21 protein-coding genes are annotated in these 24,489 nt (G+C 66.8%); 9 read left to right on the top strand and 12 right to left on the bottom strand.

The genetic code is table 11. The annotated features are described in order from the left end of the window. The first annotated feature begins 122 nt into the window (after positions 1-122). Positions 123-1,859 carry a GMC oxidoreductase gene (locus QXK92_RS13665; RefSeq protein ID WP_306242141.1) on the top strand — a complete coding sequence of 579 codons (1,737 nt, stop codon included), beginning with the start codon at positions 123-125 and terminating at the stop codon, positions 1,857-1,859. 80 nt (positions 1,860-1,939) lie between these two features. Here QXK92_RS13665 and QXK92_RS13660 read toward each other — a convergent pair whose 3' ends face one another. Further along, positions 1,940-2,839, bottom strand: coding sequence for a TauD/TfdA family dioxygenase (locus QXK92_RS13660; RefSeq protein ID WP_306242140.1), 900 nt, complete (start codon positions 2,837-2,839; stop codon positions 1,940-1,942). Between the two features lie 65 nt (positions 2,840-2,904). Next, positions 2,905-3,810 carry a TauD/TfdA family dioxygenase gene (locus tag QXK92_RS13655; RefSeq protein ID WP_306242138.1) on the bottom strand — a complete coding sequence of 302 codons (906 nt, stop codon included), beginning with the start codon at positions 3,808-3,810 and terminating at the stop codon, positions 2,905-2,907. Positions 3,811-3,871: 61 nt separating this feature from the next. Between QXK92_RS13655 and QXK92_RS13650 the strand changes: the two genes are divergently transcribed. Together QXK92_RS13650 and QXK92_RS13645 are read left to right on the top strand one after the other, a co-directional pair. Then, entirely contained in the window at positions 3,872-4,441 is a 570-nt protein-coding gene (locus QXK92_RS13650) for a TetR/AcrR family transcriptional regulator (RefSeq protein WP_306242137.1), read from the top strand. 97 nt (positions 4,442-4,538) lie between these two features. Further along, complete coding sequence (locus QXK92_RS13645) at positions 4,539-5,168, top strand: C39 family peptidase (RefSeq protein WP_306242136.1); 630 nt, start codon at positions 4,539-4,541, stop codon at positions 5,166-5,168. Between the two features lie 10 nt (positions 5,169-5,178). Here QXK92_RS13645 and QXK92_RS13640 read toward each other — a convergent pair whose 3' ends face one another. The 4 genes from QXK92_RS13640 to QXK92_RS13625 form a co-directional block, all read right to left on the bottom strand. Beyond that, positions 5,179-7,551 carry a glycoside hydrolase family 65 protein gene (locus tag QXK92_RS13640; protein WP_306244408.1) on the bottom strand — a complete coding sequence of 791 codons (2,373 nt, stop codon included), beginning with the start codon at positions 7,549-7,551 and terminating at the stop codon, positions 5,179-5,181. Beyond that, positions 7,541-8,332, bottom strand: a complete 792-nt coding sequence (locus tag QXK92_RS13635) for a beta-phosphoglucomutase family hydrolase (RefSeq protein ID WP_306244406.1) — start codon at positions 8,330-8,332, stop codon at positions 7,541-7,543. Before QXK92_RS13635 ends, QXK92_RS13640 begins: the two co-directional genes overlap by 11 nt. An 80-nt stretch (positions 8,333-8,412) precedes the next feature. Beyond that, entirely contained in the window at positions 8,413-8,811 is a 399-nt protein-coding gene (locus QXK92_RS13630) for a cold shock domain-containing protein (RefSeq protein WP_306242135.1), read from the bottom strand. 168 nt (positions 8,812-8,979) lie between these two features. Then, positions 8,980-10,902 (bottom strand): PPE family protein, encoded by a 1,923-nt coding sequence (locus QXK92_RS13625; protein WP_306242134.1) that lies wholly within the window; start codon positions 10,900-10,902, stop codon positions 8,980-8,982. 126 nt (positions 10,903-11,028) lie between these two features. On the opposite strand from QXK92_RS13625, the gene guaA reads away from it, so the two are divergent. Together guaA and QXK92_RS13615 are read left to right on the top strand one after the other, a co-directional pair. Beyond that, on the top strand, positions 11,029-12,582 hold the full coding sequence (gene guaA, locus QXK92_RS13620; protein WP_371934167.1) for a glutamine-hydrolyzing GMP synthase: 1,554 nt from the start codon (positions 11,029-11,031) through the stop codon (positions 12,580-12,582). A 56-nt stretch (positions 12,583-12,638) separates the two neighbouring features. Next, positions 12,639-13,565 (top strand): phytanoyl-CoA dioxygenase family protein, encoded by a 927-nt coding sequence (locus QXK92_RS13615; protein WP_306242132.1) that lies wholly within the window; start codon positions 12,639-12,641, stop codon positions 13,563-13,565. 6 nt (positions 13,566-13,571) lie between these two features. Here QXK92_RS13615 and QXK92_RS13610 read toward each other — a convergent pair whose 3' ends face one another. Next, positions 13,572-14,282: a hypothetical protein gene (locus QXK92_RS13610; RefSeq protein WP_371934513.1), complete on the bottom strand. Its 711-nt coding sequence runs from the start codon at positions 14,280-14,282 to the stop codon at positions 13,572-13,574. A 32-nt stretch (positions 14,283-14,314) separates the two neighbouring features. Here QXK92_RS13610 and QXK92_RS13605 point away from each other — a divergent pair, with 32 nt between their 5' ends. Next, the gene (locus tag QXK92_RS13605; protein ID WP_306242128.1) at positions 14,315-14,944 is read left to right on the top strand and encodes a hypothetical protein; all 630 of its coding nucleotides are present in this window, start codon (positions 14,315-14,317) and stop codon (positions 14,942-14,944) included. Between the two features lie 2 nt (positions 14,945-14,946). Next, complete coding sequence (locus QXK92_RS13600; RefSeq protein WP_306244405.1) at positions 14,947-16,524, top strand: DNA polymerase Y family protein; 1,578 nt, start codon at positions 14,947-14,949, stop codon at positions 16,522-16,524. 173 nt (positions 16,525-16,697) lie between these two features. Here QXK92_RS13600 and QXK92_RS13595 read toward each other — a convergent pair whose 3' ends face one another. Both QXK92_RS13595 and QXK92_RS13590 read right to left on the bottom strand, forming a co-directional pair. Beyond that, the gene (locus QXK92_RS13595; protein ID WP_371934165.1) at positions 16,698-17,045 is read right to left on the bottom strand and encodes a WhiB family transcriptional regulator; all 348 of its coding nucleotides are present in this window, start codon (positions 17,043-17,045) and stop codon (positions 16,698-16,700) included. A gap of 337 nt (positions 17,046-17,382) precedes the next feature. After that, on the bottom strand, positions 17,383-18,318 hold the full coding sequence (locus tag QXK92_RS13590; protein WP_306242127.1) for a nucleoside hydrolase: 936 nt from the start codon (positions 18,316-18,318) through the stop codon (positions 17,383-17,385). A gap of 14 nt (positions 18,319-18,332) precedes the next feature. Between QXK92_RS13590 and cmaA1 the strand changes: the two genes are divergently transcribed. Then, on the top strand, positions 18,333-19,196 hold the full coding sequence (gene cmaA1, locus QXK92_RS13585; RefSeq protein WP_306242126.1) for a cyclopropane mycolic acid synthase CmaA1: 864 nt from the start codon (positions 18,333-18,335) through the stop codon (positions 19,194-19,196). Here cmaA1 and QXK92_RS13580 read toward each other — a convergent pair whose 3' ends face one another. Both QXK92_RS13580 and QXK92_RS13575 read right to left on the bottom strand, forming a co-directional pair. Then, the gene (locus QXK92_RS13580; protein ID WP_306242124.1) at positions 19,197-21,215 is read right to left on the bottom strand and encodes an SDR family oxidoreductase; all 2,019 of its coding nucleotides are present in this window, start codon (positions 21,213-21,215) and stop codon (positions 19,197-19,199) included. It abuts the gene before it with no gap. Between the two features lie 50 nt (positions 21,216-21,265). Then, a complete protein-coding gene (locus tag QXK92_RS13575) occupies positions 21,266-21,976 on the bottom strand; it encodes a histidine phosphatase family protein (RefSeq protein ID WP_306242123.1) in 711 nt (236 codons plus the stop codon). Between the two features lie 93 nt (positions 21,977-22,069). Between QXK92_RS13575 and QXK92_RS13570 the strand changes: the two genes are divergently transcribed. Then, positions 22,070-22,939, top strand: a complete 870-nt coding sequence (locus QXK92_RS13570; RefSeq protein WP_306242122.1) for a MaoC family dehydratase — start codon at positions 22,070-22,072, stop codon at positions 22,937-22,939. 46 nt (positions 22,940-22,985) lie between these two features. On the opposite strand, the gene QXK92_RS13565 is transcribed toward QXK92_RS13570, so the two are convergent. Then, a complete protein-coding gene (locus tag QXK92_RS13565; protein ID WP_371934512.1) occupies positions 22,986-24,416 on the bottom strand; it encodes an APC family permease in 1,431 nt (476 codons plus the stop codon). Positions 24,417-24,489: the final 73 nt, after the last annotated feature.

The following is a 24,489-nucleotide window of genomic DNA, read 5'->3' as shown; positions in this document are numbered from 1 at the left end:
GGGGGCCCGGTTCTGTCGCGAGCAGACATGAAATCGCACGTTGCAGCGCCAAAACACGCGATTTTGCGTCTGCTCGGCAGACTGCTTGACGCGCCCGATGTAAAGCGGGTCATACTGCTCCGATGAAACCGGACTTTGACGTATTGATTATCGGTTCAGGCTTCGGTGGCAGTGTCAGCGCGCTGCGCCTGACGGAAAAGGGCTACCGGGTTGGGGTGCTCGAAGCCGGCCGTCGGTACGAAGACAAAGATTTCGCCAAAACCTCGTGGGACCTGCGGAAGTTTCTCTGGGCGCCGAAGCTGGGCTGCTACGGCATTCAGCGCATCCATCCGCTGAAGAACGTGATGATCCTGGCTGGTGCCGGCGTAGGCGGCGGCTCGCTGAACTATGCGAACACGCTGTACATCCCGCCCGACCCGTTCTTCAACGATCAGCAGTGGAAGGACATCACCGACTGGCGTGACGAGCTGATGCCCCACTATCAGCAGGCGCAGCGGATGCTCGGTGTGGTCTACAACCCGACCTTCACCGATGCCGACCGCATTTTCAAAGAGGTCGCCGACGAGATGGGCTGCGGCGACACCTGGGTGCCCACCCCGGTCGGGGTGTTCTTCGGTCCCGACGGCAAGCAGACGCCGGGGCAGACGGTGCCCGACCCGTATTTCGGCGGCGCGGGACCGGCGCGCACCGGCTGCATGGAATGCGGATGCTGCATGACGGGTTGCCGGCACGGTGCCAAGAACACGCTGCTGAAGAACTATCTCGCGCTCGCGGAATCTGCTGGCGCGCAGGTGATTCCGATGACCACGGTGAAGGGATTCGAGCAGCGCGCCGACGGGCTGTGGGAGGTCAAGACGGTCCGCACCGGCAGCTGGGTGCGCCGCGATCGGCACACCTACACCGCCTCGCACCTGATCCTGGCCGCCGGCACCTGGGGTACTCAGCACCTGCTGTTCAACATGCGGGACAAAGGCAAGCTGCCGCGGTTGTCCGACCGGCTCGGCGTGCTGACGCGCACCAACTCCGAATCCATCGTCGGCGCGGCGACGTTGAAGGTGGATCCGAACCTGGACCTGACCCACGGCGTGGCGATCACCTCGTCGATCCACCCGACCAGCGACACCCACGTCGAACCCGTCCGCTACGGCAAGGGATCGAACGCGATGGGCCTGCTGCAGACGCTGATGACCGATGGCTCGGGACCGCAGGGCACCGATGTGCCGCGCTGGCGTCAGCTGCTGGACCAGGCCCGCGCGAACCCCAGGCTGATGCTGCGGATGCTTTACCCCAAGGAGTGGAGTGAGCGCACCACGATCGCGCTGGTGATGCAGCACCTGGACAACTCGATCACCACGTTCACCAAACGCGGCAGGCTCGGCATCCGCTGGTTCTCCAGCAAGCAGGGGCACGGCGAGCCGAACCCGAGCTGGATCCCGGTGGGCAACGAGGTGACCCGCCGCATCGCGGAGAAGATCGACGGCGTGGCCGGCGGCACCTGGGGCGAGTTGTTCAACATCCCGCTGACCGCCCATTTCCTGGGCGGCGCGGCGATCGGCGACAGCCCGTCGAACGGCGTCATCGATCCCTACCACCGCGTGTACGGCTACCCGTCGCTGTTCGTCGTCGACGGCGCGGCCATCTCGGCGAACCTGGGCGTCAACCCGTCGCTGTCGATCGCCGCGCAGGCCGAGCGGGCAGCGTCGCTCTGGCCCAACAAGGGCCAGAACGACGAGCGGCCGCTGCAGGGCGACTCCTACCGGAGGCTGGACCCGATCGCGCCGGAGAATCCGGTGGTGCCCGCCGACGCGCCGGGCGCGCTGCGGTGGCTGCCGATCGACCCGGTCAGCAAGACCGGCTGATCATTAAGACCGGCTGATCATTAAGACCGGCTGATCATTAAGACCGGCTGATCATTAAGACCGGCTGATCGGCTCACCCGTCAGCTCACCAGCGCCAGCGGCGCCCCGCTGACCACTCGGCTGCGCTGTCCGTAGACATCCACGGGCACGTCGCCCATCAACGTGATCCGGTTCATCAGCCGGTACTGGTCGTCGTAGTCGTCGACGGCCCGGTGCTGGGTGGCCCGGTTGTCCCAGATGGCCACGTCACCCGGCTGCCAATTCCAGCGAATCGTGTTCTCCGGCACGGTGATCCGGTTCTGCAGCAGGTCGAACAGGGCGCTGGACTCGCGGTTGTCCAGCCCGACGAAGCTGCGCACGAAGTCGCCGGCCAGCAGGGTCCGCTCCCCGGTCTCGGGGTGTACCCGCACCACGGGGTGTTCGGTCTGGAAGTCGGGCATCTCGAACGCCTGCCGGAACGCGCGCTGCAGGTCGGTCAGCTGCTCGTTGCGGATCGCTTTGTCCAGATAGTCGTAGCGGTTGGAGTGCACCGCCCACAGGTTGTCGGCCAGACACTTCAGTGGCTCGGGCAGGTCGGCGTAGGCCGTCGCGGTGTTGGCCCACAGCGTCGAACCGCCGTAGCTGGGCAGCGAGACCGCCCGCAGGATCGAAGCGGCCGGGTAGTTGGCGGCGAACGTGACGTCGGTGTGCCAGCGATTGGCCTTGCCGAGGTCGGAGTTGATCGGGGTGATGACTGGCGCGTCCGGTGCGAGAGCGGTGGCCGCCGGGTGGCCGATCGGGGTGCCGAGCAGGGCGGCGAACTCGAGTTGCCGCTGGTCGTTGAGGTGCTGCTGGTCGCGGAAGAAGATCACCTTGTGGGTCAGCAGCGCGGCGCGGATCTCCGCCACGACTGCCGGGGAGAGGTCGCCGCCCAGGCGAACGCCGTTGATCTGCGCGCCGATGCGGCTGCCCAGCTTGTCGACTGCTATCAGGGTTGTCATCGCTGTTCCTTCACGGAAGAGGGGTGTAGTCAACTGACTACATAGCAGCGAGTGTAGTCACCTGACTACGCCACGGCAAGGGGGGCGCCGCTGATCACCCGGCTGCGCTCGCCGCGGGCGTTGACCGGGACGTCGCCGAGCAGTGTGACGCGGTGCATGAGCCGGTGCTGGTTGTCGTAGTCGTCGACGGCGCGGTGCTGAGTGGCGCGGTTGTCCCAGATCGCCACGTCGCCGGCCTCCCAGCTCCAGCGAATGGTGTTCTCCGGCTGCGTGATCCGCGACTGCAGCAGGTCGAACAGAACGTCGGAGTCGTGCGGGTCCAACCCGATGAGGTGGCGCACGAAATTGCCGGCCAGCAGGGTGCGTTCGCCGGTTTCCGGGTGTACCCGCAGCACCGGATGTTCGGTGCGGAAATCCGGCTGCTGAAACCCGGTCACCATGGCCCGCTGGGCATCACTCAACGATTCCAGGTCCGCCTCGCTGATCGCGTAGTCGAACTTGTTGGTATGCAGACCCCACAAATTCTCGACAAGATCCTTGAGCGGCCCGGGTAGGGCGTCGTAGGCGGTAGCGGTGTTCGCCCACAGGGTGGTGCCGCCGTAACTGGGCAATGTGATCGCCCGCAGGATCGAGGCCGCCGGCGGGTTGGCGGCGAAGGTCATGTCGGTGTGCCAGGAAGTTGCTTTGCCCCACTCGGAGTTGATCGGCGTGATGATCGGGCCCAGGGCACCTCCGGCGCCGAACGCTTTAGCGGCCGGGTGGCCGACCGGGGTGCCCAGTGACTCGGCGAATGCCAGCTGGCCGGCGTCGTCCAGGTGATGCTGGCCCCGGAAGAAGATGACCTTGTGGGTGAGCAACGCCTGGTGGATCTGGTCGACCGTGTCCTGGTCCAGGTCGCCGGCCAGGCGCACTCCGTCGAGGCGAGCGCCGATCCGGCTGCTCAGCTTGGTGACGGTAACCGTATTTGTCATCGTGTTGTCCTTTTCGGGCCGACTGCTGTAGTCAATTGACTACCTCCGCTAACGTAGACGCGTGACTACACGGGCGGCAAGTGTTTCGCGCGGCGCGATTCCCACCGGGCGAGAAGAGGTGGCGGCCGCGGTGCTGGAGGCCGCCGCTGATCTGTTCGCCGAGCGAGGACCCGCCGCGACCTCGATCCGCGACATTGCCGCCCGCTCAAAGGTGAACCACGGCTTGGTTTTTCGTCACTTCGGTACGAAGGAAAAGCTGGTCGGCGCGGTGCTCGACCACTTGGGTGCGGCCACCACCGCGGCGCGGCAACGTGGCGTCCCGGACGCAGAGGTGGAGCAAGCCACCGAGCGGCATCTGCGGGTGATCGCCCGCACCGTGCTGGACGGTTACCCGATCGGGCAGCTGCAGACGCAGTTTCCCGGCATGGCGCAGCTGCTCGAGGCGGTGCGCCCGAATTTTCCCGACGATCGCAGCGCGCGGCTGGCGGTCGCCAATGCCGCTGCCCTGCAGTTCGGCTGGCGGCTGTTCGAGCCGTTCCTTCGGGCGTCGACAGGTTTGGACGACCTGGCCGATGCCGAGCTGCGGCAGTCCGTCGATGCCGAGTTGACCCGCATGGTCCAGCCCGACTGATTTCGCGGCGCCGCCGAGAACTGCGCTGCCTGCGGCGCAAGAATTTTGCAGGGATTTCCCAAAGTTCTGGCCAGCGCTTCGGCGGATCCTTTGCATCATGAAAACGAAGGCATCAAAGCAGTTGGGGCTCGCCGGCGCGCTGTTAACGCTGGCCACTGCGTCGGTAATCGCGTTTCCCGCTGCGGCACAGGCTAATCCGGGGGGAGCCCGGATGTATGGCGATCCCGCAGCGGCGGCACCATTCTGGCGCCGTCAGCACGACAACATGGCGTGCGCCGAGGTCGCGGTGGCCGACGTGGTCGGTCAGCTCACCGGCAACGAACCCAGCGAGGACGAGGTCAAGGCGGTGGCGGCCAACACCCCGAACTCGGCTGGGACCGGACCGATCTTCAACGGCAACGGCACCGACCCTTGGGACGTGGCAGTTCTGTTGGGGCACTACGGTATTCCGAGCGTCAGGGGCCAGTTCACCATTGGGGCGCTGGCACCGGAGCTGGGTGCCGGCCGCAAAGTGCTCGCCGCGGTCAACGGCGAGACGCTGTGGAATCAGCCTGGCGACCATGCCCACGAAGACCACTTCGTCGTCGTCACCGGCATCGACACCGGGGCCAATGTCGTGCACCTCAACGACAGTGGCGTCGACTACGGCCGCGACGAGGTGGTTCCCTTCTCCGTCTTCGAAGCGTCGTGGGCCACCAGTGGCCACTTCGCCGTCATAGCCAAGTGACCGGTGGCCGTCAGCCCGCGCTCGTCCGTGCCAGCGATCGCCGGTGCAGCGGCTCGCGGCCCGGCGGCTGTGGTGGCGGGGGCAGCAGTGCCTCGCGCGGTCGCACCGCGATGGTGGTGGGCTCCTCGGTGGTCAAGGTGAGTTCTTCACCGGCGTGCTGGATGACCAGCTCACCGCCCGGGCCGTCGCGCAAGGTGTAGGTGACATTCTCGTGGTCGGCGTCCACCGTCACGCGAAAACCACGCCAGCGCAACCGGAATCGCAACCGCGAAATGCCGTCGGGCAGTTGCGGGTCGAGGGACAGGACGCCCTCGTCATCGCGCAGTCCGCCGAAGCCGCCCACCAGTGCCGTCCACGCCCCGGCCAGCGAGGCCATGTGCAGACCGTCGCGGGTGTTGCGGTGCAGATCGCGCAAGTCGATCAGCGCGGCCTCGTAGGCGTAGTCGTGGGCCAGTTCCAGGTGGCCGACCTCGGCGCACATCACCGCCTGGGTGCAGGCCGACAGTGACGAGTCGCGGACCGTCCGCCGCTCGTAGTAGTCGACGTTGCGGGCTTTCTGCTCGGGAGTGAACTCGTGGCTCTGCCACTGCATCGCCAGGACCAGGTCGGCCTGTTTGATCACCTGCGCCGGGTAGAGCCGCACGTAGGCCTCGTGCATCAGCAGCGGGTAGGTGGTGTTGGTCTGGAAGTCCCACTCGGCGAACGTGGTGAAACCTTCGCACTGTTGATGGACGCCTAACTCCTCGTCGTAGGGGATGTGGGCGGCATTGGCCGCGTCGCGCCACGCCGCCATCTCCTCGGTGGTGACGCCCAGCGCGCCGGCCTTGTCGGGATGACGCTTGGCGGCATCAGCGGCGATGCGCAGGTTGTTGGCCGCCATCAGATTAGTGAAGACGTTGTCCCGGACGATCGCGGTGTATTCGTCGGGGCCGGTCACCCCGTCCAGATGCCAGACGCCGTGCCGATCGTGGTGACCCAGCGACATCCACAGCCGCGCGGTCTCGATCAGCACCGGCAGGCCGCACTCCTCTTCCAGCGAGTTGTCGCCGGTGACGATGCGGTAGCGCTCGAAGGCCATCGCGATGTCGGCGTTGATGTGCCAGCCCGCCGTGCCGGCCGGCCAGTATGCGGAGCACTCCTGACCGCGGATGGTGCGCCACGGGAACGCCGCGCCGTCCAGGCCGAGTTCGGCGGCCCGCTCCTTGGCCAGGTCCAGCGTCGAGGCGCGCCAGCGCAGCGCGTCGGCGACGGCGTGCGGCACGGTGTAGGTGAGCACCGGCAGCACGAAACCTTCGGTGTCCCAGAAGGCGTGGCCGTCGTAACCGGTCCCGGTGAGGCCCTTGCTCGGGATGGCCCGACGTTCGGCCCGGGCGCTGGCCTGCAGCAGGTGGAACATCCCGAACCGGACGGCCTGCTGGCTTTCCGGATCCCCCTCGACTTCGACGTCGGCCGCGTCCCAGAACAGGTCCAGGTAGGCGCGCTGTCCGTCCAGCAGTCCCTGCCAGCCGCTGTAGCGGGCGCTGGACAGCGCCGCGGCGGCCTGGTCGCGCAGTCCCGGGCGCGACCGCAGGCTGGACCAGCCGTACGCGAGGTACTTGACGATGCGTAGCTTCTGCCCGGGCCGCAGACCGCAGATGATCGTGGTGCGCGCCAGGTCCGCGCGGACGTCGGTGCTGATCTCGCACCGGCCCGGAACCTCGACCTCGTGATCCATCGCCGCCGCCATCATCAGTGCGCTGCTGCGGGTGCGGTGCATGAGAAGCGCTCTGCCCTCGGTGATTTCGTGATCGACGGCCTCCAGGGGGTGTTCCAGGATGGCCGCTACCCGGGGGTCGTCGGAGGTCTCCGGCTGGTCCTCGTTGGTGACCAGTTCGGACTGCACGGTGACGCGGGAGAAATCGTCGATGGCTTCTACGACGTACTCGATCGCGGCGACGCTGCGGTGCACCAGGGACACCAGCCGGGTGGACGTCACCTTGACCTGCTTGCCGGTGGGGGAGCGCCAGTGTGCGCAGCGGGTCAGCGTCCCGGCGCGCAGGTCGAGAATCCGCTCGTGGTCCAGCAATTCGCCGTAGCGGACGTCGAACGGCTCATCGTCGACCATCAACCGGATGATCTTCCCGTTGGTCACGTCGACGACCGTCTGCCCGGCTTCGGGATATCCGTATCCGGCCTCGGCATAGGGCAGGGGCCGGATCTCATAGAAGGAGTTCAGGTAGGTGCCCGGTAAGCCGTAGGGTTCGCCCTCGTCGAGGTTGCCGCGTAATCCGATGTGCCCGTTGGACAATGCGAACAGAGACTCCGACTGTGCCAGCAGATTCAGATTGAGCCGGGTCTCGCGGATCTGCCAGGGCTCAACCGGAAACGCTTCCTCAGAGATCATGTTGTTTCCCGTCATTGTCATCGGGTTGTTCATCGCCACCGAGCAGTTCGGCGAGATCGGTCACCACCACGTCGGCGCCATTGTCGCGCAGCTCGTCGGCTTGACCGACGCGGTCGACACCCACCACGAGTCCGAAGTTACCGGCCCGTCCGGCCTGCACGCCCGAGATCGCGTCCTCGAAGACCGCGGCGGCGTCCGGCTCGACCTCCAGCAGCTGGGCGCCGCGCAGGTAGGAGTCCGGGGCCGGCTTGCCGGCGATGTCCTCCTCGCGCAACGTCACACCGTCCACCCGCTGCTGGACGAAGCGGTCCAGCCCGGTGATCTCGAGCACGTCGCGGGTGTTGGCGCTCGACGACACGACCGCGATCTTCAGGCCCGCCTCCTGGACCGCCTCCAGGTAGCGGCGCGACCCGTCGAACACCTTCACACCGTCTTTGTGCAGAACCGCTTGGAAGGCATCGTTTTTCCTGGTGCCCAGGCCGTGGACGGTCTCGGCGTCGGCGGAATCGTCGGGACCACCGTCGGGCAGCTCGATGTCACGGCTCTGCAGGAATGACCGGACGCCGTCTTCGCGTTTCTTGCCGTCGACGTACTGGCGGTAGTCGGCGTCGGCGTCGAAGGGAACGAACTCTCCTCCGGACTGCTCGGCGCGCTGCTTCAGGAAGGCGTCGAACATCTCCTTCCACGCCTTGGTGTGCACGCTCGCGGTGTCGGTGAGCACACCGTCGAGGTCGAACAGGCAGGCGCGCACTTTCTCCGGCAGACCGAGCGCAGATACCACTGGCACAACCCCGCTTCCATGTAGTTGGCGATGTAGTTGGCAACACCCCTCCACATGCCCGGTGAGGCGCCGGCGGCAAACTATGAATCTATTAAGCCGTGTTTGCGGGCCACCTCTTCAAAGCTGCTCCGCACCGCGAGGATCTGCTGAGCATTCAGTGCTGGAGTTATGTGTAATAGCTTCTCGGTAATTGTGTTGCGGAATTCTTCGGGCGAAAGCACGTCGAAATATTCGTCGCCGGCTGCTGACGGCTCGTCGTCAACGGGCGCAGAACCGTTCGACAAACGTACTTCCCGCGCGAATTTTCCTCGATTTCCTTCGTCAATCTCAAAAGAGACCTGGGCGCCCCGCACGGCCCGGCCTTTCTCCATCTCGAGGTCGTTGACGTGCAGGAACACGTCTTCACCGCCGATATCCGGGGTGATGAACCCGTAACCACGCACCCCGTCAAACCGCACAATTCTGCCCGTGACCCGCACCCTTTTAGCCCCTGATCGATCCGTCCGCTACCCCGGCGATCATACCGCCGGGCACCGGCCCGACCCGCCGGGCGTTATTCGGCCCAGGCGGCCGGGAAATTGGTACCGCGTGCGCCGGTTCTGGCGGCTCTCAGCACCGCAACGACGCGCGATCGAGGTAGCCGCCAGCTACAGGATCCCGGCGACATCGCTGACGATTGACTTGGCTGCGCCGTAGTAGGCGTAGGCCAGGAAGAAGCTGAGGAAGGTCAGCAGTCCGGTGTCGGCGGCGAGGGGATACCCGACCGCGTTGATCAGGCCTGCCGGATCGCCGGCGACGGCCTGCCTGATGCCGTCCAGAAACAGGTTCACGTCGTAGGACGGCAGTGAGACGGCGATGGCGGTCAAGGTGTCGGCGGTGGGCAGCAGCGTCGAGTACGCCGACGCCATGGCACTGGTGGCGGCGGTGGTGATGTTGGTGTTCGCTGTCTGCAGGCCCTGGATGAAGCCGTCGACCGACAGCGGCTGCAATGCCGGCAGGCTCAGGTGGGGGACACCGGACGCCGACACGCTCGGCAGCGACGGTGGGTGCCAGGTGCTGAGATCGGCGGAGGCGGCGCTGATGCCCTGCTGGGTTCCGGTGACCAGGTCGTTGCAGACGGTCACGGGGCTGACGTTCGGGAACAGTCCGAACGGGGTGGGGACATTGGCCGGGCTGGTCGAGTAACCGTAGTCGGGGTCGCCGTAGCCGAGGTTCACGATCACTTTCAGGTCGGGCTGAATCAGATCGGCGATCGTATTGCCCAGGAACGAGGTTCGTAACGGCTCGAGCAGCGGCAGGTTATGAGTGGGGATCATGTAGTACTTCGTCATGGTGGGCCCCTCGGTGGGCAACTCCACAGCGGTGGCGACCTGTGCCGGCGTGAGGGTCGGGTACAGCGGGTGAACGTAGAGCGCGCCGAGCATCGCGTTGGCGTCGGCGACGAAGTTGAGCGGGTAGCGGGGGAAGTCGGCGAAGCCGTCGTATTCAATCGTGTACACGACGGTCGGATAATCATTGGCCGGGGTGGAGCCTGGAAACATCTTGCCCAAACTCGGCAGGGTCAGGCCGTCGAAGCGTGAATACAGCCCACCGTTGGGGTTCATCGGGTTCCCGACCAGGGAGAAGCTCACCGCATCGCTGGGCACGCCGGCGGCTTTGAGGTTGGCCATCTCCAGCGACGCGATCCCGGCGCCCTGCGAGAACCCTTGAACGACAACGGTATTGCCCGCTGCCAACTGGGTATGGATTGCGCTGTCGAGAATCGTCAGCCCCTGCGCCCAGGACGCTTCCTCGGTCAGGGTCTTGATGCCGGTGATCCAGTACGACTGCGCGGGTGTCAGCAGGGCCTGGGCGTTGGTCACGGTGAAGGCCGGGAAATTGGGTGTGACGTAGTTGGCCATGACGGTGTTCACGTAGCTCTGTGATGGCAACGGGAATCCGCTGCCGCCGATCACCAGGGTGACGTTGGGCGCCGCGGCCGAAGCCGTCGATGTGGCGGACAGCGCCGAAGCCGCCGACGTGGCCGACACCGCCGAGGCGGCACCTGAGGGCTGGATGAGCGTCTGCCACGGTGTGAGCGCAGCGGCCGCGGCCACGGCACCGGCGTAGTAGTCCGCCATCGCGGCCACATCCTGGGCCCACATCTGCTCGTACGCCGCCTCGGTGGCGGCTATCGCAGGCGCATTGAACCCCAGGATGTTGGAGGCGACCAGCGATAGCAACTGAGTCCGGTTGCCCGCCAGTATCTCCAGCGGCACGGTGGCGGTCAGTGCCGTGTCGTAAGAGGCAGCGGCGGCTGTCGCCTGGCGGGCCGCTTGCGCGGCACCCGTCGCGGCGTCCCGCAACCAGCACACGTACGAGAACGCCAGTTCTGCCATGGCTGTCGCCGAGGTTCCCTGCCATGCCGATTCCGCCAGATTCGACACCACCGACGTGAACGCGTCGGCCGTGGACGCCAGGTCCTCGCCCAGCCCCTCCCATGCCGCTGCCGCAGCCAGCAGCGGCAGCGAACCTGGTCCGCGCGCGATGCGTGCAGACGTGACTTCCGGCGGCGAGACCAGGAAATCCACCACAACCACCTACCATCCAAACTGTCAACGTGAGTAGACGACCCAGGGGACTATAGGAGCGGTTGTGATCTTCGTCAACTCAGGTTGACAACCGTGGAGTCCGTCACATGGCTAAACTCGGTGCCCGTGGAATCAGCCTCGCCGCGGCCCGTATTGGTGGTCGACTTCGGTGCTCAGTACGCCCAGTTGATCGCCCGACGGGTCCGCGAAGCGCGGGTGTTCTCCGAGGTGATCCCGCACACCACCACGGTCGAGGAGATCCGCGCCCGCGAACCGTTGGCGCTGGTACTGTCCGGCGGGCCGGCCAGTGTCTACGCCGAGGGCGCCCCGCAGCTGGATCCGGCGTTGTTCGACCTCGGGGTGCCGGTGTTCGGAATCTGCTACGGATTCCAGGCCATGGCGCAGGCGCTCGGCGGCACCGTCGCGCACACCGGCACCAGCGAGTACGGCCGCACCGAACTGAAAGTCCTTGGCGGCGAACTGCATTCGGATCTCCCCGGGGTGCAGCCGGTGTGGATGAGTCACGGCGACGCCGTCACGGCGGCACCGGAGGGATTCGAGGTGGTGGCCAGTAGCGCGGGGGCGGCGGTGGCCGCCTTCGAGGCGCGCGACCGTGGCCTGGCCGGCGTGCAGTACCACCCCGAGGTGATGCACACCCCGCACGGCCAACAGGTGCTCAGCCGATTTCTGCACGACTTCGCCGGGATCGGCGCGGAGTGGACGCCGGCCAATATCGCCAGCGCGCTGATCGAGCAGGTGCGTCAGCAGATCGGTGACGGGCAGGCGATCTGCGGACTGTCCGGTGGGGTGGATTCGGCAGTGGCCGCCGCGCTGGTGCAGCGCGCCATCGGCGACCGGCTGACCTGCGTTTTCGTCGACCACGGGCTGTTGCGCGCCGGCGAGCGTGCGCAAGTCGAGCGTGATTTCGTCGCCGCTACGGGAGCGAACCTGGTCACCGTGGACGTCGCCCAGACCTTCCTCGAGGCGCTCTCGGGTGTCCGCAATCCCGAGGGTAAGCGCAAGATCATCGGCCGGCAGTTCATCCGGGCGTTCGAGGGCGCGGTGCGGGATGTGTTGCACGGCAGCGAAGTTGATTTCCTGGTGCAGGGGACGCTGTATCCGGACGTGGTGGAGTCCGGCGGCGGCAGCGGCACCGCCAACATCAAGAGCCACCACAACGTCGGCGGTCTGCCCGACGACCTGAAGTTCAAACTCGTCGAACCGCTGCGGTTGCTGTTCAAAGACGAGGTGCGCGCGGTGGGCCGGGAGCTGGGACTGCCGGAGGAAATCGTTGCGCGCCAACCGTTCCCGGGCCCCGGACTGGGCATCAGGATCGTCGGCGAGGTCACTGCCGACCGGCTGGACACGTTGCGACGCGCGGACTTGATCGCCCGGGAAGAGCTGACGGCGGCGGGACTGGACAACCAGATCTGGCAATGCCCGGTGGTGCTGCTGGCCGATGTCCGCTCGGTGGGCGTGCAGGGTGACGGGCGAACCTATGGGCACCCGATCGTGTTGCGCCCGGTGTCCAGCGAGGACGCCATGACCGCGGACTGGACGCGGGTGCCCTATGAGGTGCTGGAGCGGATCTCGACCCGCATCACCAACGAGGTACGCGAGGTGAACCGGGTGGTGCTGGACGTCACCAGCAAACCGCCCGGCACCATCGAGTGGGAATAGTTTCTCCCCTGATCTGATGGACCTCCGCAGCGGCGGTGCTGGGATACGATATCGCGATGATCGGTAGCCTTTCCGCTGCTCACGCGGAGCGTCGCGAGTTCTGGGGCGAGTTGTGCCCGGGGATGTCGATCGAAGCCGGCGGCTACGCGAGACCGGCAGCGGTCGGCGAAATCGACCCACTGCTGGCCAACTTGAAGCGCGAGGGTTACGTCCAGGTAGCCGGCGCTCTGTCGGAAGCCACCATCGCACCGATCCGCTATGCCGTCTCGACGCTGTTTCAGCGCGGCATCCCGCTGGCGTTCGCGTTCGTCTATGACGAGTTATGGCTTGCCTTCCAAGGTCTTTCGCGATTCCTGACGTCGGTGCTGGGTGAGGGTTATCAGGCGCTGCCCGACTTCTGGGTCTGGCACGTCAACCCCAACGAGAACGCGCTGGGCTGGGGTCCGCACCGCGATCGGGTGATTCCCACTCTCGATGACGACAACTCGCCCCACACGCTGACGGTCTGGCTGCCGTTCACCGATGCCACCCCGCTCAACGGATGCATGTACATGCTGCCCGCGCACCTCGACGACCGGTTCCGGCAACGCCGGTGGGACGGCGAGAACAACACCGTCGTCTACAACCCGCAGGACATCCGGGCACTGCCGGCGACGGCCGGTTCGGTGCTGGCCTGGAATCAGGCGGTACTGCACTGGGGTGGGCGCGGCAGCCGGCTGGGCTCGGCGCCGCGGATCAGCGCCGCCTTCGAGTTCCAGCGCGCCGACCGTCCGCCGTTCAACAACCCCCTGCTGGATCCCGCCCGGGTGCCGACCTTCGAGGAGCGGCTCGGATTGATCGGCAAGCAGGTGCTGCAATACCGCCACATGTACCCCCTCAGTGATGAGATCGGGGCGATTGCCACCTCGCTCTTTCAGCGGTTCATGCCGGGAGCCCCGATCCCGGCGGCGTTTCCGGTCCCGACCGGAGTGGCAGCCAACTAGCGGCCGTTATCGGACGATTTCGCGATCGCCGTATGCGATGACGGCGGTGGCCCAGTCGCCGCCGGAAGCCTCGACGAGCCGGCGCGCGATGTCCAGATCGCTGTTGCGCGTGACCAGGATCAGTGCGGGGTCGACTGTGGTGGTGACCGATCCACCGAGCAATTGGTGGTGTGCGGCCTCGTCGGCGATGAACGCGTCACGGAAGCGTGCGAAATCGATGCCGGGCACCGTGATGAGGGTCGCGTGTGCGTCGCGTGCATCCTCGGTCGGGTAATCGAAGGTCAGCACCGCCTGCTGGTTGAATTGGCGACGCACGGCCTCGGCGGCGGCGTGCAGCGCGGGTTCGTCGACAGCGCACACATGGAACTCGCGTGCCCGTTCGATGGTGACCTGCTGCATCTCGTCGGACCAGAAGACGCCGTCCACGAGAACCGAACCCGAGACCGGCGCGCCGTTGAGCGCGAGCGTGGCTCCCGCCGGGAGTTCGAACAACCATGGCTCATCGCGTCCGGGTGAGTCGCTGTTGTCGGCGACGAACAGCTCGGCCGGGTGGCACATGCCTGGCTCGGCGTTTGCTGAACCATGCGCCACACCAGTGCCGCCGGCTATCAGCAGCCACACCAGCACCAGGGCGGGCCGGCGGAGGTGCACCCGGCGCCCCCGTTCGCGCCTTGACGCTGTCGGGGGGTGGGTGTTTACTCGAAACGTATCGAACATACTTTCGAAAACATCTGGTTGGGAGGCTGGTCATGACTGCGGCTTTTGCCTCCGATCAACACCAGGAAAGCCGTGCTGAGCAGCTTAAACAGCTGCGCCAGAAGATCGCCGCATTATCTGGGAAGGATACCGCCCCCGCTGAGGATCCGGTGCCGGTGGGTACGGCGCCGTTGCCGCGCGGAACGGTGGCGGTGCTGACGGGAGCGCGGTCGCTGGCCCTGCGCATGGTGGCCACGGTGACAGCCGCCGGCGGGAATGCGGTGATCATCGGGCAGCCGGACATCGGGTTGCTGGCCGCCGTGGAAATGGGGGCGGACCTGAGCCGGATCGCGGTGGTGCCGGACCCGGGAAACGATCCGGTTGAGGTGGCCGCGGTGCTCATCGACGGCATGGATCTGGTGGTCCTCGGCCTGGGGGGGCGTCGGGTGACGCGCACCCGGGCGCGGGCGGTGGTGTCCCGTGCCCGGCAGAAGGGATGCACGGTGCTGGTCACCGACGGTGACTGGGAAGGGGCGTCGACGCGACTGGAAGCCCGGGTCTGCGGCTACGAACTGACTCCGTCTTTCGGGGGCGCGACTCCTCCAGGGGTGGGGCGCATCAGTGAGGTACGACTGCAGATCAGCCGTTGCGGACGGTCGGCCGATCGAGCGCGAACCGGCTGACTCTGATGGCTTCCCGTGTGTTGGCGATCTGGTGCATGGACTGGCCCGCGGTCGCGGCGGCGGCGGCCGCGGGCCAGTCCGCGACGGATCCGGTTGCGGTGACGTTGGCGAACCGGGTGATCGCCTGTTCGGCGACGGCCCGGGCGGCCGGGGTGCGGCGCGGGCTGCGGCGGCGGGAGGCTGCGGCACGGTGTCCGGAACTGCACATCGTGGCCGCCGACGTGGACCGCGACGCCCGCTTCTTCGAAGGGGTGATTGCCGCCGTGGAGGATTTGGTGCCCCGCCCCGAGGTGCTGCGGCCCGGCCTTCTGGTGTTGCCGGTGCGTGGCGCGGCCCGATTCTTCGGGTCCGAGCAGCAGGCGGCCGAGCGGTTGATCGACGCGGTGGCCGCGGCCGGCGCCGAGTGTCAGGTCGGCATCGCCGACGGCTTGTCCACCGCCGTCTTCGCCGCGCGTGCGGGCCGGGTGATAGAGCCTGGAGGGGATGCACGGTTCTTGTCGGCGCTGTCGATCCGCCAGCTCGCCACCGAGCCCAGCCTGTCCGGTCCGGGACGGGACGAGCTGGCAGATCTGTTGTGGCGGATGGGAATTCGCACCATCGGGCAGTTCGCCGCGCTGTCGCGTACCGACGTCGCTTCCCGGTTCGGAGCCGACGCGGTGGCTGCGCACCGGTTCGCCAGCGGTGAATCGGAACGGGGGCCCTCCGGGCGTGAACCACCGCAAGAACTCGGTGCGGTGCTGGATTGCGATCCGCCGATCGACCGGGTGGACGCTGCGGCATTCGCGGGGCGCTCGCTGGCCGCCACGCTGCACCAGGCGCTGTTGTCCGCCGGAGTGGGGTGCACCCGACTGGCCATTCACGCGGTCACCGCCACCGGTGAGGAGCTGAGCCGGGTGTGGCGGTGCGCCGAACCGTTGACCGAGGACGCCACCGCCGACCGGGTGCGCTGGCAACTCGATGGATGGCTGAGTCATCGGATCGCTCGGGGCCGCCCTTTGGGTGGGCCGGTGACGCTGTTGCGGTTGCAGGCCGTCGAAGTGGTCTCGGCCGGGGCGCTGCAACTGCCGTTGTGGGGTGGTCTTGGTGAGGAGGACAGGCTTCGGGCCCGGCGGGCGCTGGTACGGGTGCAGGGACTGCTGGGCCCGGAGGCGGTGCAGGTGCCGGTGCTGTCCGGTGGACGTGGGCCGGCCGAGCGAATCACGTTTACCCCGCTGGGTGACGAACCGGTGCCGCGGGCTGATCCTGCTCAGCCGTGGCCCGGTCAACTGCCCGAGCCGTCGCCGGCGGTGCTGGTCGATGACCCCGTGGAATTGCTTGATGTTCAAGGGAATCCGGTTCGGGTGACCAGCCGGGGCGTGTTCTCCGCCGATCCTGCCCGGCTGGCCGTCCGGGGTCGGGACGACCAGCTGCGGTGGTGGGCCGGGCCATGGCCCGTCGACGAGCGGTGGTGGGATGACCGGCCAGAGGCCGGGCAGCGAGTCAACCGTGTCGCTCGTGCCCAAGTGCTGTTGGAGAGCGAGCGGGCGCTTTTGCTGTGTTACCGGCAGAGGAGGTGGTTCTTGGAGGGAATCTACGAGTGAGAACGCACTCTGATCAGCCGAAATGCTGCGGATTTACCGCCGGTGAAAAATCAGCCGCTCCGGAGCGCCCGCTCGATTCGGCGGATCCGTTGCAGTGGTGCGGGTTTCGGCAATCAGGCCAAGATTGGCGATCGGCGTTGTAACAGAAAAGTAATGATGACTGCTGCGCCGGACTAGCCGGCGGAGCGCGACTTGCGCTTGTTCAAGAAGGTCGACCACGACACGACGTCCGGGTGCTCCTTGAGCAGGGCCCTGCGCTGCCGTTCGGTCATGCCGCCCCAGACGCCGAATTCGACCTTGTTGTCGAGCGCGTCCGCGCCGCACTCCCGCAATACCGGGCAGTGTCGGCAGATGGCGGCCGCTTGGCGTTGCGCCGCTCCGCTCACGAACAGCTCATCGGGGTCTTTGGACCTGCACAGGCCCTGTGATACCCAACCTCGTTCGCCGCCGTCTTCGGCGTGCTGGGCGCTGCTGACGGCGACAAGGTTCAGCCGCCGAGCGGCCGGTCGTGTTCCTGACACGAAGTCTTCCCCTCACTATCCGGCCGTGATGTGCGGCCGCCTCCCCGCGGTGCAGACCAAGTTGTGACCAACGCTTCGTTGCTTTGTCGCCTCATACGTGATCTGAATCTCACCGTGCTTATAAATTAGGGGGTCAGGGGTCAATTGCGCAACCGTTCAACGGTATTTTTTGGGACGCATGTGCCATACTGTTGGTATGGTTTCAGCTGCTTGACCTTGACTTCCGGTCTTGTGGCCGGGTAAGGGGCGGTGTCTGGGCGATGGGCACCGCCCGCCGGCACGGTCCGAAGATACCCTGGGAACAGCACCCCAAACCGGAGCGTCCGGTAGCCGCCGGTCAGCGCAACCGGTTGGCGAACTCTTTGACCCGATACATGAACCGCGCGAAGAATGCCTCGGAATCGACGTCAATGCCTATCTGTGCGTTCGGCTTTCCTGCGCCATTCCAGTCGGCTGAGGTCATGCCCGGGTTGCCTGCCACCTCGACGTGCACCGTGGCGGTCCTGGTCACCACCAGCTGCGGGTCCAGCGCCACGGCCGCGGCCAGCGGATCGTGCAGATGAGCCAGGTACCCGAGGCCACGGTCCCGGTACACCTCGAAGTAGAACCGCATCGCCTCCCGGATGAACCGGATCACCGGCGACGCGGCGGGCAGACCGTCCAGCATCGGGGGCGTCATGACCACCGTGCGCGTCAGGTCCAACCCGCACACGACGGGCAGTCGTGGTTGGCCGGCCCAGGCCGCGAACACTTCGGCCGCCGCGTCCGCATCCACCCTGATGTTCCATTCCGGCGGACCTTGTCCGTCGAACACCCCGCCCATGACCACCAGTCGCTGCACCAGGCTCGGCAGCGCCGGCTCCATGCGCAAGGCCAGCGCCAGGTTCGTCAAGGGCGCGGTCGCCAGCCCGACCAGCTCGCCGGGATGAGCGCGTGCCGCGCGCACCCAGGCCGTCGCGGCATCGTGCTCGGTGAGCCGCCGATCGCTGCGCGGCAGCTCGGCATATCCCACACCGTTGGGGCCGTGGAAATCCCCGCGCCGCGGACGCTCGCCGTTCAACGGCCGGTCGGCTCCGCGGGAGACGGGGATGGCGGCGGCCCGGCACAGGTCCAGCAGGCCAAGGTTGTTCGCGCACACCTGCTCGACCGCGATATTGCCCCCGGTGGAGGCGATGCCCACCAGATCGGCGTCGCTTGCCAGCAAATAGATGAGGGCGAGGGCGTCGTCGATGCCGGTGTCGACATCGACGAACACGGCGCTCACCGGCGCCACGATACGCTGGGCGAATGCCCGATGATCTGACCCCGCATTTTGACGACGTTCAGGCGCACTACGACCTGTCCGACGACTTTTTCCGGCTGTTCCTGGACCCCACCCAGACCTACAGCTGCGCGTATTTCGAGCGCGATGACATGACGCTGGAAGAGGCGCAGATCGCCAAGATCGATCTCGCACTGGGCAAACTCGGACTGCAGCCGGGTATGACCCTGCTCGACGTCGGATGCGGCTGGGGCGCCACCATGATGCGCGCGGTGCAGCGCTATGACGTCAACGTCGTCGGCCTCACCCTGAGCAGGAACCAGGCCAATCACGTCGAGCAGCTGTTCGCGAAATCCGACAGCCCGCGCACCAAACGTGTTCTGCTGCAGGGCTGGGAGCAGTTTGACGAGCCGATCGACCGTATCGTCAGCATCGGCGCGTTCGAGCATTTCGGGCACGAGCGCTATGACGCGTTCTTCACCCTCGCGCACCGCCTGCTGCCGGATGACGGAATCATGCTGTTGCACACCATCACCGGGCTGCACCCGCTGGAGATGAAGGAACGCGGTCTGCCGCTGACGTTCGAGTTTGCCCGGTTCGTCAAATTCATTGTGACGGAGATCTTTCCGGGTGGTCGGCTGCCGTCGATACCGATGGTGCAGGAGCGGGCCACCGCGAACGGATTCACCGTCACCCGCGTGCAATCGCTGCAGCCGCACTACGCCAAGACTCTCGACATCTGGTCAGCGGCACTGGCGGCGCACAAGGACGAGGCCATCGCGCTGCAGTCCGAGGAGGTCTACGAGCGCTACATCAAGTACCTCACCGGTTGCGCCGAGATGTTCCGCATGGGCTACATCGACGTCGACCAGTTCACCTGCGAGAAGTGATCACCAGTGCACGCCCGGCACCAGCCGGGCCATCTGCTTGACCGGCTTGGGCACCCCCACCCGCGGGACGGCGCGCACGCCCCGGCTGGGGCGCCTGGGCCTACGGGGTTGCGGGGCAACGGCTTCGGTCGGTTTGGCGACACCGCGGGCGGCGGCGGAATCGGGATAGCCGAGGTAGAGCTGGTGCAGAATCCGGCGGGACAGCCGGGGCGCGAACTGATGTCCGGCTTCGGCGAGGGTGCCCATCGGGGTGTCGATGCGCACCGGTTTCTCCACCAGGCCGCGCACCACCATCGCGGCCGCGCGCTCGGCACTGATGGCCGGCACCGGGTTGAGCCGCTTGGACGGCGCGATCATCGGCGTCGCCACCAGTGGCATGTGGATATTGGTGAACGTGATGTGGTCGGACAGCGTCTCGGTGGACACCACGTCAGCGAACGCGTCCAGCGCCGCCTTGGTGGGCAGATACGAGCTGTACTTCGGGTTTCGTGCCTGCACGCCGGCGCTGGAGACGTTGACGACGTGACCGAACCTGCGCTCACGCCAGTGCGGCAACAGCGCCAAGACCATCCGCACCGCACCGAAGTAGTTGACAGCCATGACGCGTTCGTAATCGTGCAGGCGATCGGTCGAATTGACCACCGAGCGGCGGATTGAGCGACCGGCGTTGTTCACCAGATAGTCGACGTGGTCGAAGCGGCCCAGGATGTCTTTGACGGTGTGCTCCACCGACGCCGTATCGGTGATGTCGCAGGTGAACGCGTAGGCCTGCCCGCCGCCCGCGCGAATCTCCTCGACCAGCTCGTCGAGGGCTTCGCCATTGCGGGCCAGCGCGAACACGGTGGCGCCGCGCCGCGCCACGGCCAGCGCCGAGGCGCGCCCGATACCGCTGGATGCGCCGGTGATGATGACGTGCCGGCCCACCAGTGGTCCGTTCGGGTCGTCGCGCCGGGCGCGGTCGGGGTCAAGGTGTTCAGCCCAGTACCGCCACAGCTTCGGCGCGTATGCGGCGAACTCGGGGACTGCAATCCCGGTGCCCTGCAACGCCTCCCGTGTCTTGTCACTGACGAAGGTGGGGGCCAGGTCGACCACGTCGAGAACTTCGGCGGGCACGCCGAGCTGGGTGGCCGCCATGTTGCGCACCACTTTGGCGCGCCCGCTCACCTTCAGCACCGAGGTCGCCATCGAGCGCGGCAGCGTCCCGCGAAGCGGCGGCAGCCCGGCGGCTCGCGCGATGCCCCGGTAGATACCGCGCAGCCCGACGGTGGTGGGTGCCGTCAGGTGGAACGTCTGACCGTCTAGAGAAGCCGAGCCGTCGGCGTGCATGAGTGCCACGAGCGCGTCGGCCACGTAGTCGACCGGGACGATGTTGGTGCGTCCGGTGTCCGGCAGCATCATCGGTGTGAACGACGGCAGGACGGCCAGCTTGGCCAGCACGCCGAAGAAGTAGTAGGGCCCGTCGACCTTGTCCATCTCGCCGGTGCGGGAATCGCCCACCACCACCGCCGGGCGGTAAATGCGGTGGCGCAGCCCGGGCGTGTTCCGTACCAGGGCCTCGGCCTCGAATTTCGTTCGGTGGTACGGGGTCGGCAAACTCTGGCCGACGTCGAAGTCGTCCTCGGTGTATTCGCCCCGGAAGTCACCGGCCACCGCGATCGAGGAAACGTGGTGGAACGTGGCGCCCAGCCGCTGTGCCAGGGTGACGGCCGCGCGGGTGCCCTCGACGTTCGCCGCCCGCTGTTCGGCCTCGCCGGCGGTGATGTCGTAGATGGCCGCGCAGTGCACCAGGTGGTCGACGGGTCCGAGTTCGGCGATCACCTGATCGGGCAGATCCAGCTCCGGCAGCTCCCCGACCAGGGGTTTTGCCCGATCACCCCAGTCCAGGGCGAGACGCTCGAAGCGGCCCAGCGACCGGCGACGGACCAATACCCAGACCTGCGCGCCGGGATCGTGGTCGAGTAGACGGGAAACGAGTCGGCGGCCAATGAACCCGGTACCGCCGGTAACGACATACCGCATGCAGCCCATCGTGGCGGCATTGCGCCGCCCGCGTCAACCTTGACGCGCGCTCAGTTGAAGCTGCGCACGCCGTCCCAGTCGACCAGCGTCCAGCCGCTGACCGGGTTGCCGCTGATCACCACGCGCCCGACGTTGGGCAGCGGGTGGCTGTTGAGCAGGCTCAGCTTGGGGTTTCTGACGTTCATCAGCGTCCACACCATGATCGCCGTGCCCTGGGAGAACACCGCCGGCTTGTTGTGTCCGCTGTCGTAGATCTTGCGGACCGCGGCGCTGAACTGAGAGTTGAAGTCGCTGCCGCTCACCGAGCCCGGGATGCTGGTGTCCACGTCGCCGTCCACCCAGCGGACCGGCGCCAACATGTAGGTCGAGTTCGCCATCGACTCGGGCTTGCCGTTGTACCACCCGGCGTTGATCGACTGCAGGCCCTGCAGGACCTCGACCTGCCGGCCGACCTCGGTGGCCAGTGGCCCGGCGGTCTGCTGGTCGGCAGCCATGGGGGAGGAGTACAAGGCGTCGAACTCGGTGTGTCCGACCTGATGGGCGAGCTGCTGAGCCTGTCCCTTGCCGTCGGCGGTGAGGCTGGGGCCGGGCACCGCGGTGTCGATGATGCCGTCGGCGTTGGCCTGGGACTGCGCGTTGCGGATGAAGGTGAGGGTGATGCTGCGTGCCTGCGGGCTGCTGCTGCAGGCCCCCAGGATCACCGCCACGGCGGCCACAGCTACGAATTGGGAGACCTTTCGGACCAAGGTGCGCTTCGCCATGGCGATAGCCTGCCCTGCCGACACCGTTGGTGGGAAGGGTTTGCGATGGTTACTTCACCGAAATTGCGGAATTGACATCTGGAGGAGACTCGCATGGCGATTGACCCGAGTGCCGTCGGAGCGGTGACCAAGCCGCAGCTGTTCGAGTGGACCGACCGGGACACGCTGCTGTATGCGCTCGGAGTGGGAGCCGGGCTCGAGGATCTTTCCTTCACCACCGAAAACAGCCACGACATCCCGCAGCAGGTGCTACCGACCTATGCGGTGATCTGCTGCCCGGCTTTCGGGGCCGCCGGCAAGGTGGGAACGTTCAACTGGGCCATGCTCTTACACGGATCGCAGACCGTCCGGCTGCACGCGCCGCTTCCGCCGGCCGGCAAGTTGTCCGTCGTCTCGGAGGTCGTCGACATCCAGGACAAGGGCGAGGGCAAGAACGCCATCCTGATGCTGCGCGGCAAAGGTACCGATCCCGACTCCGGGACGCTGGTCGCCGAGACGCTGACCACGCTCGTCATCCGCGGTGAGGGCGGCTTCGGGGGCGAGAAGGGGGAGCGGCCGGTGGCTCCGGAGTTCCCTGACCGCGAGCCCGACGTGCGTGTCGAGCTGCCCACCCGCGAGGATCAGGCGCTGATCTACCGGTTGTCCGGCGACCGCAACCCGCTGCACAGCGATCCCTGGTTCGCCACGAACCTGGCCGGCTTCCCCAAGCCGATTCTGCACGGGCTGTGCACCTATGGGGTCGCGGGCCGCGCACTGGTGGCCGAGTTGGGCCAGGGCGTCGCCGCCAACATCACCTCGATCGCCGCGCGGTTCACCAAACCGGTGTTCCCCGGGGAGACGCTGTCGACCTTGATTTGGAAGACCGGGCCGGGCAAGGCGGTCTTCCGCACCGAGGCTTCCGGCGCCGAAGGTCAGGGGCCGCGGCTGGTGCTCGACGACGGCGAAGTCGAGTACGTGTCATAGCGGCGATCGCAAGCGCGGTGGAGCCGGGCGCTGCGGGTCGACGCCGTCAGGGTAGCGGCGATCGCAAGCGCGGCGGAGCCGGGCGCTGCGGGTCGACGCCGTCAGGGCTGGGTTTCACCGCGCGGTAGTAGTGCAGGTACGCGGCGGCCGGCACCACGACGAACGTCAGCACGATCAGCACGATCGAGAAGTAGTTGGCGCCGCCGTGTGGCCGCATGATCAGCGTCCGGTAGTCGAACGACACCGCGAGCGCCACCGAGATCACCACCGCCGCTACCGGTAACACCTTGTCGGTGAACGTGTTTCGCCGCACCTGTGAATGCGGGCCGGTGCGGTCGCGGGCCAGGACGATCAGGGCGATCGGGACGATGATGAACTGGATGAACCGGGCGATCACCGCCAGCCCGGTCAGGGTCTCGCTGTCGAAGCGCAGCGCCAGCGGAAAGGCCAGCGCGAGCGCCGCGGTGATGGCGAAAGCCAGCATCGGGACGCCGAACCGGTTCTGTCGCGACAGGCGGTGGGGCAGGGTGCCGGTGTCCGCCAGCGCGGTCCACAGTCGCGGCGCACCGAACGACGCGGCCACGTTGATACCGAACATCGACACCAGCGCGCCCAGGACGACGATGCTGCGGAAGGTGTCGTTCCCGATCGCCGCGGCCAGTTTGACCGTAGCGGTGGACTGCACAATCTGGTTGGAGCCCAACAGCATTGCCACCGTGACCGCCAGCACGTAGACGGTGCCGACCGCCAGAATCGACAGCGGGATCGCGCGGGGCAGATTGCGGTCGGGTTCGTCCATCTCCTCGGCGGCGTTCGCGATCGATTCGAAGCCGGTGAAGGCGTACAGCGCGGCCACAGTGGCCAGCACCACGCCCGTGAGCGTGCTCTGACCGAGTTCGACGACCCCGAACAAGGCGTAGGGCGCCGGTTGATACACACCGGGATCGTCTGCCGTGGCGTAGTTGTTCACGTGCTGCGTGGTGATCACCCAGAGACCGCCGGCGACGAAGACGCCGAGCGCGAACACCTTCCCGACGGTGGAGATGCCGTTGGCCCATTTGATCACCCGGTTGCCGAACAGGTTGATCAGCAGCAGCACGCCGATGAAGAGCAGGAACGTCAACGTCTTGACGCTGAACAAATGGGTGTCCCGGTCCCAGTGTTGTTGCGGGAAAACAACTCTGAGCAAGGTCGAAACGAACAGCGTGGCCAGTACACCCCATGCGATGGAGGCGACTATTGCGTGCGTGACCCCGACGTAGATGCCGATCCGCTGACCGAACGCGGCCGTCGTATAGGCGTACGAGGCGCCGTTGGTCCGGACGTATCGGGCGGCGGTGGCGAAGACGAGAGCCATGATGCCGGCGAACACGCCGGCCAGGACGTAGGCCAGCGGTGCCAGCGGGCCTGCCAGCTTGATGACCGCGCCGGGGGTCAAGAAGATGCCGGCTCCGATGACGGCGTTGATTCCGAGCATGACGATGCTCCAGAAACCGAGCTTGCTGATCGGACACACTCCTAGCCGCGGTAGCCCACGCTCGACACCGGAG

It is taken from the genome of Mycobacterium sp. TY815 (assembly GCF_030755135.1).
GTDB lineage: Bacteria > Actinomycetota > Actinomycetes > Mycobacteriales > Mycobacteriaceae > Mycobacterium.
The sequence above is the reverse complement of the archived record's forward strand: the minus strand, read 5'-3'. Positions and strand labels throughout refer to the sequence as shown.

Coding starts and splice junctions, on each gene's coding strand:
- QXK92_RS13565 (WP_371934512.1), bottom strand. CDS start 24,416: ATGCTCGGAATCAACGCCGTCATCGGAGCCGGCATCTTCTTGACCCCC.
- cmaA1 (WP_306242126.1), top strand. CDS start 18,333: ATGCCCGATGATCTGACCCCGCATTTTGACGACGTTCAGGCGCACTAC.
- QXK92_RS13580 (WP_306242124.1), bottom strand. CDS start 21,215: ATGCGGTATGTCGTTACCGGCGGTACCGGGTTCATTGGCCGCCGACTC.
- QXK92_RS13615 (WP_306242132.1), top strand. CDS start 12,639: ATGATCGGTAGCCTTTCCGCTGCTCACGCGGAGCGTCGCGAGTTCTGG.
- QXK92_RS13640 (WP_306244408.1), bottom strand. CDS start 7,551: ATGATCTCTGAGGAAGCGTTTCCGGTTGAGCCCTGGCAGATCCGCGAG.
- QXK92_RS13645 (WP_306242136.1), top strand. CDS start 4,539: ATGAAAACGAAGGCATCAAAGCAGTTGGGGCTCGCCGGCGCGCTGTTA.
- QXK92_RS13660 (WP_306242140.1), bottom strand. CDS start 2,839: ATGACAACCCTGATAGCAGTCGACAAGCTGGGCAGCCGCATCGGCGCG.
- QXK92_RS13575 (WP_306242123.1), bottom strand. CDS start 21,976: ATGGCGAAGCGCACCTTGGTCCGAAAGGTCTCCCAATTCGTAGCTGTG.
- QXK92_RS13610 (WP_371934513.1), bottom strand. CDS start 14,282: ATGTTCGATACGTTTCGAGTAAACACCCACCCCCCGACAGCGTCAAGG.
- QXK92_RS13570 (WP_306242122.1), top strand. CDS start 22,070: ATGGCGATTGACCCGAGTGCCGTCGGAGCGGTGACCAAGCCGCAGCTG.
- QXK92_RS13665 (WP_306242141.1), top strand. CDS start 123: ATGAAACCGGACTTTGACGTATTGATTATCGGTTCAGGCTTCGGTGGC.
- QXK92_RS13655 (WP_306242138.1), bottom strand. CDS start 3,810: ATGACAAATACGGTTACCGTCACCAAGCTGAGCAGCCGGATCGGCGCT.
- QXK92_RS13605 (WP_306242128.1), top strand. CDS start 14,315: ATGACTGCGGCTTTTGCCTCCGATCAACACCAGGAAAGCCGTGCTGAG.